Origin of the sequence: Hymenobacter antarcticus, from assembly GCF_039539545.1 — a bacterium.
Classification (GTDB): Bacteria; Bacteroidota; Bacteroidia; order Cytophagales; family Hymenobacteraceae; genus Hymenobacter; species Hymenobacter antarcticus.
Genome location: NZ_BAABDI010000001.1, coordinates 241,286 through 258,438, shown reverse-complemented (window position 1 = coordinate 258,438; position 17,153 = coordinate 241,286). Strand labels below are relative to the sequence as shown.

The window sequence follows — 17,153 nt, the reverse complement described above, 5'->3', positions numbered from 1 at the left end:
GAAATCCTTACAGGAAGTATTTCATCCGAATAACCTCCTGCTCACTCAAAAAGCGCCATTTGCCACGGGGCAGGTCTTTCTTGGTGAGGCCGGCGTACTGCACGCGGTCCAGAGCTACTACCTCATAGCCAAGGTGCTCGAAAATGCGGCGCACGATGCGGTTGCGGCCAATGTGAATTTCAATGCCCACGAAGTGCGCGTTGCCGGCCACTACGGCCACGTCGTCCACAGTGGCTTTGCCGTCTTCCAGCTCCAGGCCATCCGAAATCTTGCGCAGGTCTTCCTCGGACAGCGGCGTGCTCAGCTCAACCTGGTAGATTTTCTTGTTTTTGTGCGAAGGGTGCGAGAGTTTCTGCGCTACTTCGCCATCGTTGGTGAAGAGCAACAGGCCCGTGGTGTTGCGGTCGAGCCGACCCACCGGGAAAATCCGTTCCTTCGAAGCGCTGGCCACCAAATCCATCACCGTGCGGCGGCCTTCGGGGTCCTCCGTCGTCGTGATGAAGTCCTTGGGCTTGTTCAGCAGCACGTACACCGACTTCTCCCGGCTCAGGTTGGTCTTGCCGTACTGCACGGTGTCTTCGGGCTGCACTTTGTAGCCCATTTCCGTCACTACCTCGCCGTTCACCTTGATTTCGCCGGCCGCAATCAGCGTATCAGCCTCGCGGCGCGAGCAGATGCCCGCGTTGGCGATGTAGCGGTTCAGGCGCAGCTCGTCGGTGCCGAAATCGTCCTCTTCCTCGCGGCGACGCTTGTTGCCCCGGGTTTTGTCCTGCTCGTAGTGCTTGAGGTTTTTGTAGTCGGGAGCCTCACCGGGGCGCTCGCCGAAGCGGGGCTTATCGGCACGGTTTTCCTGCACGGCCGGACGGGCGGGCCGGGGCTTGTCTACGGCGCTGCCGTAACCGGTGCCCGAGCGGCGCACACTGCGCTCCTGCGCTTTCAGAGCCTCGCGGCGCTCGGCAAAGCTGCCGGGCGTGGGGCTCCAGCGCTCGGTACTGCGGGGCTTCTCGTAGCTGCCGGGGCGCTCGCCGGTGCTGCGGCTGGGGGCCGAGGCACTATCGCCGCGGCGGCCAAATGCGCCGGGCGTGAACTTGCGGCCAAACGCGGCCTGGTCGGCGCGGAAATCGGCGTTGTTCGCGTTGTCGCGCTCAATGTTAGAGTCACGGCGCTCGCTACGCTCCTCGCGCTGCTGCGGCGGGTTGGCATCAAACGGGCGGGCCGACCGGATGGGCCGGTTGGGGCCGCGCTCTTCGCTGCGGCTTTCGCCGCGCTCGAAGTTCTCGGGCTCGCGGGGCGTGCTGCGGCCGAAGCTGCCGCCACTGCGCGGGCTGCTGTCGCTGTCCTCGTTGGGGTTGCTCTTCAAAAATTTGCGGTTGCGCTCGCCGGGCTGGCCCCGGGGCACAGCCTTTTCGCCTTCGCGGCGGTAGGGCTGGCCACCCCAGTTCTCCTTGGGCTGATACGGACGGATGGGCCGGGCCTCGGTAGCCGGGCCACGCTGCTCGCCCCGGTCGCTCCGGTCGCTCCGGTCGCGGTCGCCACCAAAGCTGCCGCGCTCGGGGCGGGGCTCTGCGCTGCGGCCATAGCTGGTGCCCGTGCGCTGCTCTTTGCCAAAACCGCCCGGGCGGGGAGCCCGGTCGTCGCGGCGCTCGAACGGCCGGTCGTTACCAAACTTGTTGCCGCCGCCAAAGCTTTTGTTGCCAAAGCTGCTGCCGCCTTCGCGCTGGCCGCCACCGTAGCTGCTGCCATAGGGGCGCTTCTCGCCATCGCCAAACTTCTTGCCGCCGCCGCCAAACGCGCCGTTGGTAGCCGGGCGACCAAATGCCCCATTCGTAGCCGGACGGCCAAATGCGCCATTGGTAGCAGGCCGGCTTTTGCCGAAACCACCCCGGTCGTTACCGCCACGGTCACTGCCGCCGCGCTCGTTGCCGCCGCGCTCGTTCCGGTCGTTGCTGCGCTCGCCGCCACGGCCAGCGGCAGCACTGCCGCCAAAGCCGCCGGGGCCGCCGGCACTGCGGCCGCCGCGACGGTCCGCTTTATCTTCTGAAAAATGTTTCTTGCCCATGGGGAGAAAAGTTGCGTGCCGTATCGCTACGGTACAGGTTAAAAAAAGAATCGGTATTGGGTAGTCGGTGGTCAGAAAGGTTGAACGCCGTCAACCCAAATAAAATTCTGACTACCGACTACCCAATACCGATTACCAAAAAGCCGCCGTGCTTAGTCGCGCCGCGCCATTTTGGCTTCAATCGAATGCTGGGTGTGGGGCACGGCCCGCAGGCGCTCCTTCGGGATGAGCTTGCCGGTGCCGATGCACACGCCATAAGTACCGTTTTTGATGCGAACCTGGGCGTTTTCGAGCTGCTGGATGAACTTCATCTGGCGCGAGGCCAGTTGGTTCATGCTTTCCTTCTCCGCCGTTTCGGCCCCGTCTTCCAGCACCTTAGCCGAGGAGGCCGTGGTGTCGGTGCCCGAGTCGTTGCTCCGGTTCAGGGTCTCTTTGATGAAGGAAAACTCCTTGCGGGCCGCCGTTAGTTTATCCTGAATAATCTGGTCGAACTCGTTCAGGTCCTCCCGGGAATAGCGAATGTTTTCTTCGTTCATTACAATGAGTAAAAAGGACTGCGGAAAATGGCGAGGCTTTGCATTATAGCAACGCCCCAGCTACTACATAAGTTGGCAGCCTGTAGAAGTGCCTGCCCTCGCCACAAAGCTAAGGCCGTTGCCTGCATGGTTTTGCAGACGCAAAGTTACGGACTCGAAAGCGCTTTTCCTTGGCCGGTTAAAAGCCTAACATTTGGATAGCAGCCACAGCGGCTTCCACCCCCTTATTGCCATGCTTACCGCCGGCCCGGTCCCAGGCCTGCTCCAGGGTATTGGTGGTTACCAGCCCAAAGATGACCGGCTTATTGAATTTCAGACCCACTTGCGTGATGCCCTGCGCCACGGCGTGGCAGATGTAGTCGTCGTGCTTGGTTTCGCCCTGAATCACCACGCCCAGGCAAATCACGGCGTCCATCTCGTCGTGCTGCGCCAGAAACTGCGCCCCAAGGGTGAGCTCGAAGCTGCCGGGCACGGTGTTGCGGTAGATGTTCTCGGCCTTGGCCCCGTGCTTTACCAAGGTGTCGAAAGCGCCGGCGCTGAGGATGTCGGTTATCTCGCGGTTCCACTCGGATACCACCAACCCAAAGCGCTTTTCGCTGATATCGGTGAAAGTAGAAGCGTCGTAGTCGCTCAGGTTTTGGAGGGAAGTTGCCATATATCGCTGATTGTCGCTGATTAACCGTGATTACACAGATTTGATTGGCCAGGGCTCCTGGCTGGCTGTATTTTTATGAGCCTCCATTTTTATCAAAAATCCCCTTCAAGCTAAAAAAATTGCGCTTCCCCAAAGTTGGAGAAGCGCAATGGGAATCAGCGAAATCACGGTTCACCCGCGACAATCAGTGATTTATTTCTCCAGCTTGGCTTTGTACTGGCGGGCTTCGCCAACCTCCTGAGCCGTGGGGTACTCACTAATGATGCGGTCGTAGGCTTTCAGTGCGCCTTCGCTGTCGCTGGCCAGCTCGCGGGCGGTGGCTTCCTTCAGCAGGTAGCCGGGCGAGAAGTACTCGTTGGCGTTGTGGTCGGCGGCTTTGGCGTAGAGGTCGGCGGCTTCCTTGGGCTTGTTCAGCTCCAGCTGCGCGTCGCCCATCAGCGAATAAGCACGGCTTTGCACCAGGTAATCGTTGGAGCTGAAGTCTTCGAGGAAATCGAGAGCCTCTTTGTATTTGCCTTGTTTCAGCGAAGCTACGCCGGCGTAGAAGTTGGCCAGGTTGCCGGCCTTGGTGCTGCCGTACTCGTTGGCAACGGTGGTCAGGCCGGGAGCCTTGCCATCGCCCTTAATGGCTTTGTTCAGCGAGTCGGCTTCCCAGTTGTTCACGGCGCGGAACATGGTGGCTTGCGCCTTCTGGTTCTGCTGGGTGCTCCAGGTATAATAGCCGAAGCCGCCCACCACGGCCAGAACGACTGCCGCCAAAATCCCCAGCAACACGTTGCGGTTGTTGCGCACGAAGTCCTCCGAATCGGCCAGGCGAGCGGCCAGAGCGTCCGGGTCTTCCATCAGCGGATTTTCGGCCGGCAGGTTTTCGGCGGGGGCCAACGGGTCGGCGGGCACGTTCTGGGGTACTTGCCCCTGGCGGGCCTGCTGGCTCTTGCCAGAGTAGGGAATCTTCGACATTACGGAGGTTATTTCAACAACAGGACCCGCAAGCGGGCCGCAGGGCCAGTGGCCGGGTTAATTAGTCGTGAATGTAAGGGTAGTCGGCCTGCACGTAGACGTCCTTGTACAGTTCGTCGGGCGTGGGGTAAGGCGAGTTTTCGGCAAACTCTACCGACTCGGCTACCCGGGCTTTTATTTTTTCGTCGATGGCTTCGAGGTCGGCCTCCGTCGCCATGTTATTGCTGAGGATGGTGTGGCGCACACCTTCGATGGCGTCGCGGTGGCGGTAGTCTTCCAGCTCCTCTTTGGTGCGGTACTTGGCCGGGTCGCTCATCGAGTGGCCCTTGTAGCGGTAGGTTTTGAACTCGAGCAGCGTGGGGCCGTCGCCTTTGCGGGCGCGCTCGGCGGCGCGGGCCACAGCCTCGTGCACATCCTCTACCCGCATGCCGTTCACCGGCTCCGAGGGCATGTCGTAGCTCAGGCCCAGCTTGTAGAGCTCGGTCACGTTTGAGGTGCGGGATACCGATGTGCCCATGGCGTAGCCGTTGTTCTCAATCACGAAGATGACGGGCAGCTTCCAGAGCATCGCCATATTGAAGGCTTCGTGCAGCGCGCCCTGGCGCACGGCTCCGTCGCCCATGTAGCAAATGCAGAGCTTGCCGGTCTTGTTGTATTTCTCGGCGAATGCCAGGCCGGCACCCATGGGTATCTGCCCGCCCACGATGCCGTGGCCGCCCACAAACCCGACCGACTTATCGAACATGTGCATCGAGCCGCCTTTGCCCTTCGAGCAACCGGTGGCTTTGGCAAACAGCTCGGCCATCACGGCGTTGGGCGAGGTGCCCAGGGCCAGCGGGTGGGCGTGGTCGCGGTAAGCGGTGATGTACTTATCGCCGATTTCCAGAGCCGACACTGCCCCGGCCACACAGGCCTCCTGGCCAATGTAGAGGTGGCAGAAGCCTTTTATTTTTTGCTGCCCGTAGAGCTGCCCGGCCTTGTCCTCAAACTTGCGCATGAGCTGCATTTGCTCATACCACTGCATGTACGTTTCCTTGGGAAACGCGGGAGTGGCTGATTTGGCTCGCTTGGGCTCGGGCGCAGCTTTGCCAGACGCAGCCGCGGTAGGCTCGTCGGTGCCGGGCATAAGAGGGTCGGGCTGGCGAACCGTGGTTACGGTTTGGCCTTGGCCTTTGGCGGCTGCACCATTGGATGCCGTCGATTTTTTAGGAGCAGCTTTTACTTTCGTATCCGCCATAGCACGTTAAGGAATATTTCGCGTTGGGAGGGCGAAATTACGTAAAACTGCTGGCAATACCGAACCTTATGTCCCTTGACTCTCTTCAGCTTCTTTTTTTTAAGAATTACGACGAAGCTGCCCTGCGTTTATCGCCCGGCCTCAATTGCTTTATTGGCGACAATGGCAGCGGCAAAACCAATCTGCTCGATGCCATTCACTACTTATCCCTGACCAAGAGCGCCATTAGCGCTTCAGACAGTCTTTCGATTAAACAAGGCGCTGACTTCTTTGTAGTTAAGGGTGTTTTTTCTACCAATTCAGAACCTGAGCACGAAACTATTCAGGTCAGCCTGCGCCAGGGCCAGAAAAAGACCCTCACTCACGATAAGCAACCTTATGAGCGCATGGCCGACCACATTGGCCGCTATCCCGCCGTCCTGATTTCGCCTTACGACACCGACCTCATCCGGCAGGGCAGCGAGGAGCGGCGGAAGTATTTTGACAGCCTGATGGCCCAGCTCGACCATCAGTTTCTGGAGCTGCTTATTTCTTACAATGCCTTATTGCGCCAGCGCAACGCCGTGCTCAAGCAAGGAGGCGACCGGTCCAGTCATGGGTTCGACCGCGAATACCTGCTGGCGCTTGATGAACAGCTGGCTCCGCTGGGCCAGCAGCTCACCGTGCTGCGGGAGGCATTTCTTAGCGAATACGTCCCCATCTTCCAGCGGCACTACCAGCAGCTTGCCGATGGCCGCGAGGCCGTCACGCTTACCTATAAGAGTGAGCTGCTCGGTGCAGATTTTGCCCAGCTATTACGGGCCAATGAGCGCCGCGACTTTGCGCTGCAGCGCAGCACCACCGGCTCACACCGCGATGATTTTGTTTTTTTGATGGAGGATATACCTGTGAAAAGCCACGCTTCCCAAGGGCAGCAGAAGTCATTTGCCATTGCGCTTAAGCTGGCCCAGTTCGAAATGCTGGCCGCCAGGCAACAGCAAAAGCCCTTGCTCCTACTCGATGATATTTTCGACCGCCTCGACGACAAGCGCATTGCCCGCTTGTTGGAGCTGGTAGCCGATGAAACCTTCGGCCAGGTTTTTCTAACCGATACCAACCTGGAAAGGACCGACCAGGCCCTGGCGCGGGTCACCATTCCCATCCTGCGTTTCCGGGTACAGAATGGAGTAGTAGCAGCCGTTTAGGGTGCTGCGGGCGCTACCTTTGCAGCCCCGATATAGGCCCGGCTTTCCACAATCCGGGCGCACCCGCTGCCGTGAAAAAACCATCTGCTCCCTCCCGCTCCGGCGAAATCATCGCGCTCAAAGAGGGACTGGAATCATTGGTCCGGATTTACCGGTTGCAAGGCAAGCTCAATGAGGTGACGGTGGTGTCGAGCTGGGAGCGGGTGATGGGCAAGGCCGTAGCCCTGAAAACCCAGGAGGTGTATGTGAACAAAGGCCGCCTCTTTGTCCGGCTCAGCTCGGCCCCGCTCAAGCACGAGCTGCTAATGGCTAAAACCCGGGTAGCGGAACTCATCAATGCCGAGGTTGGCGAGACGGTGGTAAAGGAAGTCATCTTCCTTTAGCCCGAACACCTCACCCTGTTATCAGTGGTCTGGCAGGTTTTCCTCAGCCTCTTTTTCAGAGGCTTTTTTGTGATGCCTTCCTGGTGCTGTCCAGCAACCCGGTTTTTAATCGGTCGTCATCCTGAGCTTGCGAAGGCCCTTCACCCACCCCACTCCGACTCGAGTTACTGTAAGCACACCCAACGGAAGAACAGCTCTTCGCAAGCCACGCTAGCAGAGTTATTGGGTTGCAAAACATCGTCTGTGGCACGCGCAGCATCGACTGCAAAACCGACCCGAACGCTGCACAGCACTGAAGCCCTGTGTGGGCGGGATTATCTCGACCAAGGCACGGTCTTCCGGTTTATTCCGGCTAGCCAGTAGTTTGCCCTTATTGATACAGCTCCCGCCATTCGTAGTGCTGAACCTGCATCGGCCTTGTCGAACAAAAATGTTTCACGTGGAACATTTTTGTCACTTGGGACCATACACTTTCAACAGGAGCTCATTGTAGGCCTCAAGCAGGGCAATGTACTTAGCCTGAAGAGTCAAAAGCTGCTTAGCTGGGTCAGAATCGATGTTTTGTACCGCTGTAACGCGGGGTGTAACATTGTTTGTAACAATTGCTTTTGACTGGGGTGTTACAAATAATAAGGAAGATTGTTGGACAACTGTAAAGTCATTTGAAAAGTCGTGATTTATAATCTCACCGACGCGAGTTACAAAACCGTAATCAATTGTCTCTTCTTTAAATTTACGGTAAATGGTTGGACGTGTAATACCCATTTCCTCCACGATACGCGTAATGGAAATACCGCTGTGTTTGATGGCTTCCTGCAGGATTTCGCCTTGATGTGGCATAGAGAGTGTATTGCGTAACGCTGATGCAAATATGTCACATACGTTCTGTCAAAACAAATTTGTACGAATAATACAGCTGTACCTTTTCAATAATTACACTCAACGCAACACCGCTGAACGTAACGCTGGTTGCCTATTTTACAAATTACACATGTTACAGATAGTGATTGTAACACTGAACGCGTTACACATTATCACGTAGTTAGCCGCCTCCCCTGCTTATATCAAACTACCCAAGTACAAAACCCCTGCGTTATTCACCCAGGACAGCTATCAATCGATTAGGATAATCGGTTGTGATGCCGTCGACACGGAGCGCGATAAGCCGGCGCATATCCTGCGGAAGGTTAACAGTCCAGGGAACGAGCTTGAGGGTGGGATACGCAGCGCGCAGCTGTTGCACGGCAGCCAGCGTTACACTTTGAAAGGCGGGGCCGAGCGTGGTGGGAACGAAACCAAGCTGGTCGAGATGCTGACTCCAGGGCAGCTCGTCCTCAATCAGAAAACAAGTAGCCAAATCCGGGATTTGCGCGTGGGCCAGGCGCAGAATGCGCGCATCAAAACACAGGAGCTGGGCACGGGCCAGCACGCCGACAGACGATATTTCCGTCAGAACCAGACGGAGAAATTCAGCGGGCACGGGGTGGAACAGGCCGTCGTCGGCAGGGCTGCTTTTTATCTCAATTGAGTATTTCACCGGCATGCGGCCCAGCTGCCGCGTGGCAGCTTCAACGGTGGCCAGAACTTCGCTCAGGAGCGGCTTGAAGGCTGGCTGGGAAACCTGTTCCGGGAAATCAGGATGCTGAAGCACGCCGCAGTCGCATTCGCGAATGGAGTGGTAAGGCATGTGGTATAAGTTGAAACGGGGCGGCTTTTCAGCAGGAATCCGCTCCCCGGCAGGGCCCAGGCAGATGGTGGGATTAAGCCAGGGCTCGTGCGAAACCACAACCTGGTTGTCAGCAGATATGACAACGTCCAGCTCCAAGACATCAACACCCTGCTCAAGGGCATGCAGGAAGGCTGGCAGCGTGTTTTCGGGCAGTAGACCGCGGCAGCCACGGTGCCCATGCACCTCGGGGCGGAAAGCGGGGGAAATGGCTTTAGACATGATTCTGAGCCAGATTAAATGGGCTTAGTGAAATTGTTGGGGTCCGTTGGCTATGGCCAAGACTCGGACTTAAAATGACCGGGCTTGAGCCCCCGACCCTGCCGATACCGCGGATAGGGGTATTTTTGTAGCTCATCATTTTTGCGTGTGCTTTCATGAAAAAACTATTCTTCCTCTTACTCCTGGTGGCTGTTGGCGCTGGTGGCTACTACTACTATCAAAACCAGAAACGCAGCCCTGGCGGCGCACTAATGGCCGCAGCGGCCGCCGTGCAAACGCACGACATGGCCACGTTTGAGAAGTACGTAGACGTGAACAGCGTGACTACGCACCTGGTAGATGACGTGACGCAGCAGGGTGCCCTCCTCACATCGTTGGTACCCGGCGGCAGCCTGATGATGGGCGGAGCCATGCGCCTGATAAAGCCCGCCCTGGCCAAAGCTGCCCACCAGGAAGTGCAGCGCTATGTCGAAACCGGCTCGCTGGAAGCAGCGGCCGCCGCAGCCCCAAAGCGCCTCGTGAATATTTCGCTGACCGGATTGGCCAGCAAAATCATGAGCCCGGAAAGCGCCTTTAAAGGCGTGAAGTATACCCGCGAGGAGGGCGACAATGCCTTCATGGGCCTGGAGGTATCGCAGCCCAAGTACGACACGACGATGGTGATAGAAGTGAAAATGCGCCGACAGGGCGACCATTGGCAGCTCACGCAAATTATGAACAGCGGCGACCTGCTGCGCGATGTGGCGCGGCTGGAAAAACAACGGCTGCTCAATTAGGCTACCGCAGTTACTGAAGACTCGCCTCCTTCTAAAAGCAAAGAGCCCCGGCTATATGGCCGGGGCTCTTTGCTTTTAGAAGGAGGCGAACAACTATCTCCGACCAGAGAAAAGGAAGTAGATGATGGAGCCGCCAAAGGGGAAGAACCAAATAACTACTCCCCAAATCAGCTTTTTGGTGAGGGACCAGTCCTGCTTGAGCAAACTGATGATAGCCGCAATGGCCAGGATTACATACAGGACGCCGAAGATGGAAAGGCTACCGTTGTTTTTGTATGCGCTACAGCCTGAAAAAATCAGCGCTAAGGGGAGCAAGAGTGCCGTCAGGGGCAGGCGGGAAGTAAAGTAACGAAGGGTGTTCATGAGGGGGAAGAAAATGAAAGATGAACTTGAAAACCCTTACGCAACGCTGTTCAAATAGATATAAAAAGATGAATTTTATTGATTTAACCTATTGATAATCAAATTATTGATTTCATAAAATACTGTATCTGACGAACAAACTCCAGCCCGGAAGCCGGCATCAGCACCAGAACCAGGATTACGCCATACAAAGCACCGTAGAAGTGGGCATCGTGGTTGATGTTATCGCCCCGGCGGCGGCCCTGGTAGTAGGAATAGGCCAGGTAGAGGAAACCGAAGATGAACCCCGGAATCCCGACCGGGATAAACAGCAGGTAAATCTTATTGAGCGGGGAGAATATAACCCCGGCAAACAGCACCGAGGCCACGCCGCCAGAGGCCCCCAGGCTGCCATATTCGCGGTCGTCGCGGTGCCGGAAATAGGTGGGAATATCGGATACCACGATGCCGCCCAGGTAGAGCAGCAGGAAGCGCCAGATGCCTCCCAAGGCCCCGAAGCCGTCGAGGCCCGGCGCGCCGGTGCCGTTGGCCAGCACGCTCAGCACGAGGCCGCCAAAGGAGTAGAAGGCAATCATGTTGAAGAGGAGGTGGCCCCAGTCGGCGTGCAGGAAACCGGAGGTGAGGAAGCGGTACCACTGGCTATTGTCGCGGGCCATGCGGTAGGGCCGCAGTATCCAGGACTCCATGAGGGCTTGGTTGGACCAGGCGTAGGCGGAAACGAGGACCGTGAGGCCGACGAGAATCAGAATGGGGTTGAACACGGGATATGGGAGTGTAGCACATGCTTTAGCTTGTGCATCGTGAGGACGGGCACAAGCTGAAGCATGTGCTACAAGAGAACGAAGCGCCTAGCTTTCGCGGTCCATGAGCTGGAGCGCGAGGCGGTGGAGGGGTTCTTTGCGGGAAGCAGGGGCCGCTACGCGCTCCAGGTGCTGGAGGGCATCCTGGAAGTAGGAGTTGATTAGCGCTTCCGTCTGGGGGCGAATTTCGAGCTCGTCGTAGATGGCGCGCACGGCCTGTACCTTGGCCTCGGCATCGCGCACGGGCTGGCCGATGTGTTGGGCCAGGATGGCTTGCTGGCCGGCGCTGGCCTGGGCCTGGGCGGAGAGCAGGAGGAAGGTCTTTTTATCGGAGATGATGTCGCCACCCACGCGCTTGCCGAAGGTGGCGGCGTCGCCGTACACGTCGAGCAGGTCGTCGCGCAGCTGGAAGGCCAGGCCAATGTCGGTGCCGAACTGACGGAGGTGCTCGGCATCTTCTTCGGAAGCGCCGGCGAGCCGGGCCCCCAGCTCCAGGCAGAAGCCGAGGAGGACGGCCGTTTTCAGGCGAATCATGTCCAGGTATTGGGCGATGCTGACCTGGGGCTCAGTCTCGAAATTCATGTCCCACTGCTGGCCTTCGCAGACCTCGGCGGCCGTCTGGCTGAAGCGGGCGAGGATGCGCGGGAGTAGCGTGGGGTTGACTTCCAGAAACAGCTCGTAGGCGCGCACCAGCATCACGTCGCCGGAGAGGATGGCTACATTGGGATTCCACTTTTCATGCACCGTGGCCTGGCCCCGGCGCAGGGGAGCCTGGTCCATCAGGTCATCGTGGAGGAGGGTGAAGTTGTGGAAGACTTCGGTGGCCAGGGCGGGCTTGATAATGCCGCTGAGCTCATCGGTGAAGAGGTGGGCCCCGAGCAGCGTGAGCAGCGGGCGGATGCGCTTGCCGCCCAGGCCCATGATGTAGCGGATGGGGGCGTAGAGGGTGTCGGGCTGCTCGCCGTAGCTGAGCTGCGCGAGGGCGGCGGTGATGTTAGCGGGGAAATCCAAGGGGGCGTTTCGCGCGAGGTTTCGCAAGGTTAAAAGAGGTTTCGCAAAGTTCGTTCTAAAAAGCGGAGGCTTTTGGTGAACGTCCTTTCGCACGGAGTTAGGGGAGGAAAAGGAGTTTCACCGAGGGTTGCTGGCACAAGGAAGATGGCTGAGCATTGTTTTCGATTCAACAGAAACGCCCCGTTGCCGGAAGGGGCGACGGGGCGTTTCTGTTGAAGCAAGATGGTTAGCGGCGGCGGTTGCCCTGGCTGCTTTTGCCGCCTTTACTTCCCCCCTTACCGCTCCCGCCGCTGTGGTCGCGGTAGCCGCGGGGCTCGCTGCTGCGCTGCTTACGCTCCTCGGCTTCGCGCTTTTTCACGAAGTCGGGGCGGTCGTCTACCAGCTCGAAATCGATGGTGCGGTCGAGCAGGTTGGCGGATTTTACGACCACCATCATCTCGTCGCCGAACTGGATGATGCGCTTGTTATTCTTGCCGACGATGCGATAGTTGTCCTTGTCGAGCTCGTAGAAGTCGCCGGGAATGTCGCTGATGCGAACCATGCCCTCGCACTTGTTCTCCTCGATTTCGATGTACATGCCGCGCTCGGTGAGGCCCGACACCACGCCCTTGAAGGTGTTGCCGATTTCATTAGCCATGAACTCAACCTGCTTGAACTTGATGCTGGCGCGCTCGGCGTTGGCGGCCAGCTTTTCGCGGGCCGAGGAGTGCTTGCACTCGTCTTCGACGGGCTCGGCGGGCACATTCTTACCGCCGAGGAGGTAGTGCTCCAGCAGACGATGGGCCATCATATCCGGGTAGCGGCGGATGGGCGAGGTGAAGTGCGAATAGTGGTCGAAGGCCAGGCCGAAGTGGCCGAGCGGCTCGGTGGTGTAAATGGCCTTCGACATGGTGCGAATGGCCAGGCCCTGGAGCACGTTCTGCTCGGGCTTGCCCATCACCTCGGAGCTGAGGTTGTTGAGCTCGGTGCTGATTTTTTTCGGGTTTTCGAGCTTGAGCTTGTAGCCGAATTTCTGGGCGAACAGGGCGAAGGTCTGGAGACGTTCGGGCTCGGGCGCGTCGTGGGTGCGGTACACCATAGTGAAGCGCGGCTTGGTCTTTTTGAGGTTGAACACGAACTCGGCCACCTTGCGGTTGGCCAGCAGCATGAACTCCTCAATCATCTTGTGGGCATCCTTGCGCTCCTTCACGTACACGCCGAGCGGCTTGCCGGCTTCATCGAGACGGAACTTCACCTCCTGGGTTTCGAAGGTGATGGCCCCCTGCTTGAACCGCTGGGCGCAGATTTTGTGCGCCATGTCGTTCATCACGTTTATCTCTTCGGCGTACTCCCCCTCCTTGCTTTCGATGCGCTCCTGGGCCTCCTCGTAGCTGAAGCGGCGGTCGGAGTGAATGATGGTTTTGCCGAACCACGACTCGTACAGCTTGCCGGCTTCATCGAGCTCGAACACGGCCGAAAAAGTCAGCTTGTCCTCGTTGGGCCGCAGCGAGCAGAGGCCGTTGCTGAGGCGTTCGGGCAGCATCGGAATCACGCGGTCGACCAGGTAAACGGAGGTGGCGCGGTGCTTGCCCTCACGCTCCAGCTCGGTGCCGGGGCGCACGTAGTGGGTGACGTCGGCGATGTGGACGCCGATTTCCCAGTTCCCATTGTCCAGCTTCCGGATGCTCAGGGCATCGTCAAAATCCTTGGCGTCGGCCGGGTCGATAGTGAAGGTGGTGATGGCGCGGAAGTCGCGGCGGCGGGCAATTTCATCGGGCTGGATAACCTCGCTGATGCCTTCCGATTCTGTCTCCACTTCCTCGGGGAATTCAAACGGCAAACCGAACTCGGCCATGATGGCGTTTATCTCGGCCTCGTTGCCGCCGGCGGCCCCGAAGTTGCGGATAACCTCCCCCACCGGCTGGCGGCCGCTGTCCTCCGGAAACTCGTTGATGCGCACCAGCACCTTGTCGCCGTTGCGCGACTCGTGCAGCAAATGCGGTGGCACGAACACATCGAAATACACCTTACGGTTGTCGGGCTTCACGAAGCCGAGCGTGCCCTGAATCTGGATGCGGCCCACGATTTCGGGGCGCACGCGCTTGAGCACTTCCACCACGTCGCCCACCGGGCGGCCATCGCGGGAGCTGCGCATCCGCACCCGCACCACGTCGCCCTGCAGGGCAAACTTGAGCTGGTCGGTGAACACGCGGATGTCGTCGGAATCGCCCGTGCCCTCGGGCACCACGAAGGCGAAGTTGGGCGTGGCCAAATCGACGGTGCCGATGACGGTGTTCGACGGCGCGCGCTCGGGGCGGTCGTCGCCATCCACGTAGTCGAAGCCGGCCGAGCGGCGGCGGTGCACGATGGGGTCCTGGCCGAACTCGGCCTGCACCGAGCGGTTGCGGGGCGGGGCAACCGGCAAGTCGGCTTTTTTAGTCGATTTGCGGACGCTGGACGGCATCAACGCCGTCGCCACGGCATCCGTGTCAGCTAAGCGGTATTCGTCGTTTTGGAGCAGCGTAATGAGGCCGTTCTTGCGCAGCACCTTGAGATGAGCGAAGATTTCCTCGCGCTGCCCCTTGGTCGTGACACCAAGACGGCGCGAGAGCTGGCGGTAGGCGAGAACTTTGGTGGGGTTGTCGGTGAAGGCGCGCAGCACCAGGTCTTGGCTGATGGGCGCAGGTTCGGGCTTTTCGCGCTTGGCGCGGGGAGCCCCAGTGTTTTCGGGGGTATTCATGTAAAAAAGTGGCCGCCGAAAAGTTGATTGGTCGCAGGCGGCGAGAGCGGAAAAATGGAGCCGCGTGAGCGGCGCAGTAAGTAAAACGCGGCCGGAGCCGGTAGGTTATAGCGCGGACTGTGTAGTCCGCGATTGGTGGGCAGTAGCGCGGACTTTGTAGTCCGCGTCCCCGCACCGTTTGGATAACGTTCAAATATCAGCCACAGTCGCGGACTACAAAGTCCGCGCTACAACTGCGGCTTCGATGTCGGCCAGACTATCCTTCGGAATAGCAGCCAGCAGGCCCTGGGTGTATTCGTGCTGCGGGGCCGCGTAGATGGCCGCCGCCGGGCCGCTCTCCACAATGCGGCCCTGGTGCATGACCAGCAGCCGGTCGCTCATAAACCGGGCCACCGACAGGTCGTGCGTGATGAACAGATAGGTGATACCGAATTCGCGCTTGAGGTCGTTGAGCAGGTTCAGCACCTGCGCCTGCACCGAAACGTCGAGGGCCGAGACCGACTCGTCGCAGACAATCAATTTGGGCTGCAAGGCCAGGGCCCGGGCAATGCAGATGCGCTGCCGCTGCCCCCCGCTGAACTCGTGCGGGTAGCGCTGGAAATGCTCCTCGCGCAGGCCCACGGTGCGCAGCAGCTCCAGCACTTTCGCCTTTTGCTGCTGGCGGGTGCCGCCCACATTGTGCACCCGCATCGGCTCCCAGATGGCCTCGCCCACGGTCAGCATCGGGTTGAGGGCAGCGTAAGGGTCCTGAAACACCAGCTGCAAATCGCGCCGACGGCGGCGCAACTCCCCGCTCGACAGCTTCGCCAAATCAGCTCCTTCAAACAGGATGCTGCCGGCCGTTGGTTCCGTGAGGCGGAGCAGGGCCCGGCCGAGCGTAGTCTTGCCGCAGCCGGATTCGCCCACGAGGCCGATGGTTTCGCCGGGGTAAAGCGTGAAGCTGACATCGTCCACGGCGCGAACGTAGTCGGTGGCGCGGCGGAAGAAGCCTTTGCGGAGGGGGAAGTAGACCTGGAGGTTTTGGACTTCGAGGAGGGGTACTCCATCCCCTAGCCCCTTCCCCGATGGGGAAGGGGGACTAGTTTCTAGATTTAGACCAACACTAGAGGCTAGTTCCCCCTCCCCATTGGGGAGGGGGCTAGGGGGTGGGGTGCGGCGTGGAACATCCCCCAAAACCCCATGTTCCACGGGGAACATTTTGGCGGTACCGGAATTATCCCGTAACTGCTGGGCTTCGATTTCGGGTGAGGAATCCGTAAGCGCCTCATCTTCCAGCGCAACCACGGGCGCGGGCTGGGCGAAAAGCTGCCCGCTGGCATCCTCACCCATAAAATCGGCCACCACGGGCAGGCGTTTTTTGCCCACCGAGAGGCGCGGACGGCACGCCAAAAGGCCTTTTGTGTACGGATGTTGCGGATTTGAAAAAATATCCAGCACTCTGCCCTGTTCTACGACCTTGCCCCGGTACATCACCAGAATGCGGTCGGCGATTTCGGCTACCACGCCGAGGTCGTGGGTGATGAAGAGAACGGCGGTGTTGTGCTGGCGGCGCAGGTCATCGATGAGGCGCAGCATGCGGGCCTGCACCGTCACGTCGAGGGCGGTGGTGGGCTCGTCGGCGATGAGCAGGGCCGGGCGGCAGGCCATGGCCATGGCAATCATCACGCGCTGCTTCTGGCCGCCCGAGATTTCGTGCGGGTAGCTGCTGAAAATGCTTTCGGGGCGCGGCAGCTGCGCTTCGGTGAATAGCTCGATGGTGCGGGCCTTGGCCCCGGCTTCGGTAAGGTCGGTGTGGAGGCGCAGGGCTTCCGTCACCTGGCCGCCGCAGGTATACACGGGGTTCAGCGAGGTCATCGGCTCCTGGAAAATCATGCCGATGTCGTTGCCGCGCACCTGGCGCAGCTCGGTTTCGGAGAGTTTCAGCAGGTCGGTCTGGCCCAGTTTTTCGGACTGGAAGATGGCCTGGCCGCTGGCAATGCGGCCAGGCGGCATTGGAATCAGCCCCAGCAGCGCCAGCGAGGTCACGGATTTGCCCGAGCCGGACTCGCCCACAATGGCCAGCGTTTCGCCCCGGTTCAGTTCAAACGACACGTTATCCACGGCCCGCACGTCACCGCGGTGGCTGGAGAAGTCAATGGTGAGGTTTGAAACGGTGAGGAGGGGGTTGGGCACGGAGGGGATTATGGGCGGAGTTTATAGGTAGTTTTGGAGGTGCAAGAACGTCATGCTTCGCTACGCTCTGCATGACGTTCTAGATATTCGGAGAATTTGAGGTGTTAAGTAACCAAATGGAATATAATTTTGAGGCAGTTAAAACGTGTCTTGCTCTTTATCTGCTTCTGGCAAAAGTCCCTTTACATAATCTTTGTTATAAGCGGGGTCTTGGAATAAGGGCAGCTTTTGCCCTTACTACCCCTATACTAAGATTATGGTACTTTAGCGGGGACTAGGCTTACCTTTAAACGTTTGACGAAAGGAGGGTTTTGCCTGCCGGCGCATTTAGCACACCTTTGTCCGGTACA

The 17,153-nt window shown here is 59.0% G+C and carries 15 protein-coding genes; 3 read left to right on the top strand and 12 right to left on the bottom strand.

Features of this window, described 5'->3' with window-relative positions; translation table 11 throughout:
- Positions 1-7: 7 nt before the first annotated feature.
- From ABD819_RS00995 to pdhA, 5 genes are all read right to left on the bottom strand, one after another.
- Entirely contained in the window at positions 8-2,059 is a 2,052-nt protein-coding gene (locus ABD819_RS00995; protein WP_345120002.1) for a pseudouridine synthase, read from the bottom strand.
- A 152-nt stretch (positions 2,060-2,211) separates the two neighbouring features.
- Positions 2,212-2,595 carry a TraR/DksA family transcriptional regulator gene (locus ABD819_RS00990; protein WP_345119999.1) on the bottom strand — a complete coding sequence of 128 codons (384 nt, stop codon included), beginning with the start codon at positions 2,593-2,595 and terminating at the stop codon, positions 2,212-2,214.
- A gap of 178 nt (positions 2,596-2,773) precedes the next feature.
- On the bottom strand, positions 2,774-3,250 hold the full coding sequence (ribH, locus tag ABD819_RS00985; RefSeq protein WP_345119996.1) for a 6,7-dimethyl-8-ribityllumazine synthase: 477 nt from the start codon (positions 3,248-3,250) through the stop codon (positions 2,774-2,776).
- 192 nt (positions 3,251-3,442) lie between these two features.
- Positions 3,443-4,210: a tetratricopeptide repeat protein gene (locus ABD819_RS00980; protein ID WP_345119994.1), complete on the bottom strand. Its 768-nt coding sequence runs from the start codon at positions 4,208-4,210 to the stop codon at positions 3,443-3,445.
- Positions 4,211-4,271: 61 nt separating this feature from the next.
- Positions 4,272-5,234, bottom strand: a complete 963-nt coding sequence (gene pdhA / locus ABD819_RS00975; RefSeq protein ID WP_345120348.1) for a pyruvate dehydrogenase (acetyl-transferring) E1 component subunit alpha — start codon at positions 5,232-5,234, stop codon at positions 4,272-4,274.
- Between the two features lie 281 nt (positions 5,235-5,515).
- Between pdhA and recF the strand changes: the two genes are divergently transcribed.
- Positions 5,516-6,631 (top strand): DNA replication/repair protein RecF, encoded by a 1,116-nt coding sequence (recF, locus tag ABD819_RS00970; protein ID WP_345119992.1) that lies wholly within the window; start codon positions 5,516-5,518, stop codon positions 6,629-6,631.
- A gap of 71 nt (positions 6,632-6,702) precedes the next feature.
- The gene (locus tag ABD819_RS00965) at positions 6,703-7,014 is read left to right on the top strand and encodes a DciA family protein (protein ID WP_345119990.1); all 312 of its coding nucleotides are present in this window, start codon (positions 6,703-6,705) and stop codon (positions 7,012-7,014) included.
- Positions 7,015-7,467: 453 nt separating this feature from the next.
- Here the strand turns inward: ABD819_RS00965 and ABD819_RS00960 are convergent, their stop codons facing one another.
- Complete coding sequence (locus ABD819_RS00960; RefSeq protein ID WP_345119988.1) at positions 7,468-7,854, bottom strand: helix-turn-helix domain-containing protein; 387 nt, start codon at positions 7,852-7,854, stop codon at positions 7,468-7,470.
- 253 nt (positions 7,855-8,107) lie between these two features.
- Positions 8,108-8,962, bottom strand: coding sequence for a glycerophosphodiester phosphodiesterase family protein (locus ABD819_RS00955; protein ID WP_345119986.1), 855 nt, complete (start codon positions 8,960-8,962; stop codon positions 8,108-8,110).
- 155 nt (positions 8,963-9,117) lie between these two features.
- On the opposite strand from ABD819_RS00955, the gene ABD819_RS00950 reads away from it, so the two are divergent.
- Positions 9,118-9,738 (top strand): hypothetical protein, encoded by a 621-nt coding sequence (locus tag ABD819_RS00950; RefSeq protein ID WP_345119984.1) that lies wholly within the window; start codon positions 9,118-9,120, stop codon positions 9,736-9,738.
- Between the two features lie 93 nt (positions 9,739-9,831).
- Here ABD819_RS00950 and ABD819_RS00945 read toward each other — a convergent pair whose 3' ends face one another.
- The 5 genes from ABD819_RS00945 to ABD819_RS00925 form a co-directional block, all read right to left on the bottom strand.
- A complete protein-coding gene (locus ABD819_RS00945; protein ID WP_345119982.1) occupies positions 9,832-10,101 on the bottom strand; it encodes a PLD nuclease N-terminal domain-containing protein in 270 nt (89 codons plus the stop codon).
- A 98-nt stretch (positions 10,102-10,199) separates the two neighbouring features.
- Complete coding sequence (locus ABD819_RS00940; RefSeq protein ID WP_345119980.1) at positions 10,200-10,862, bottom strand: rhomboid family intramembrane serine protease; 663 nt, start codon at positions 10,860-10,862, stop codon at positions 10,200-10,202.
- A gap of 87 nt (positions 10,863-10,949) precedes the next feature.
- Complete coding sequence (locus ABD819_RS00935) at positions 10,950-11,912, bottom strand: polyprenyl synthetase family protein (protein WP_345119978.1); 963 nt, start codon at positions 11,910-11,912, stop codon at positions 10,950-10,952.
- Positions 11,913-12,138: 226 nt separating this feature from the next.
- The gene (gene rnr, locus ABD819_RS00930) at positions 12,139-14,631 is read right to left on the bottom strand and encodes a ribonuclease R (RefSeq protein ID WP_345119977.1); all 2,493 of its coding nucleotides are present in this window, start codon (positions 14,629-14,631) and stop codon (positions 12,139-12,141) included.
- Positions 14,632-14,844: 213 nt separating this feature from the next.
- A complete protein-coding gene (locus ABD819_RS00925; protein WP_345119975.1) occupies positions 14,845-16,803 on the bottom strand; it encodes an ABC transporter ATP-binding protein in 1,959 nt (652 codons plus the stop codon).
- Positions 16,804-17,153: the final 350 nt, after the last annotated feature.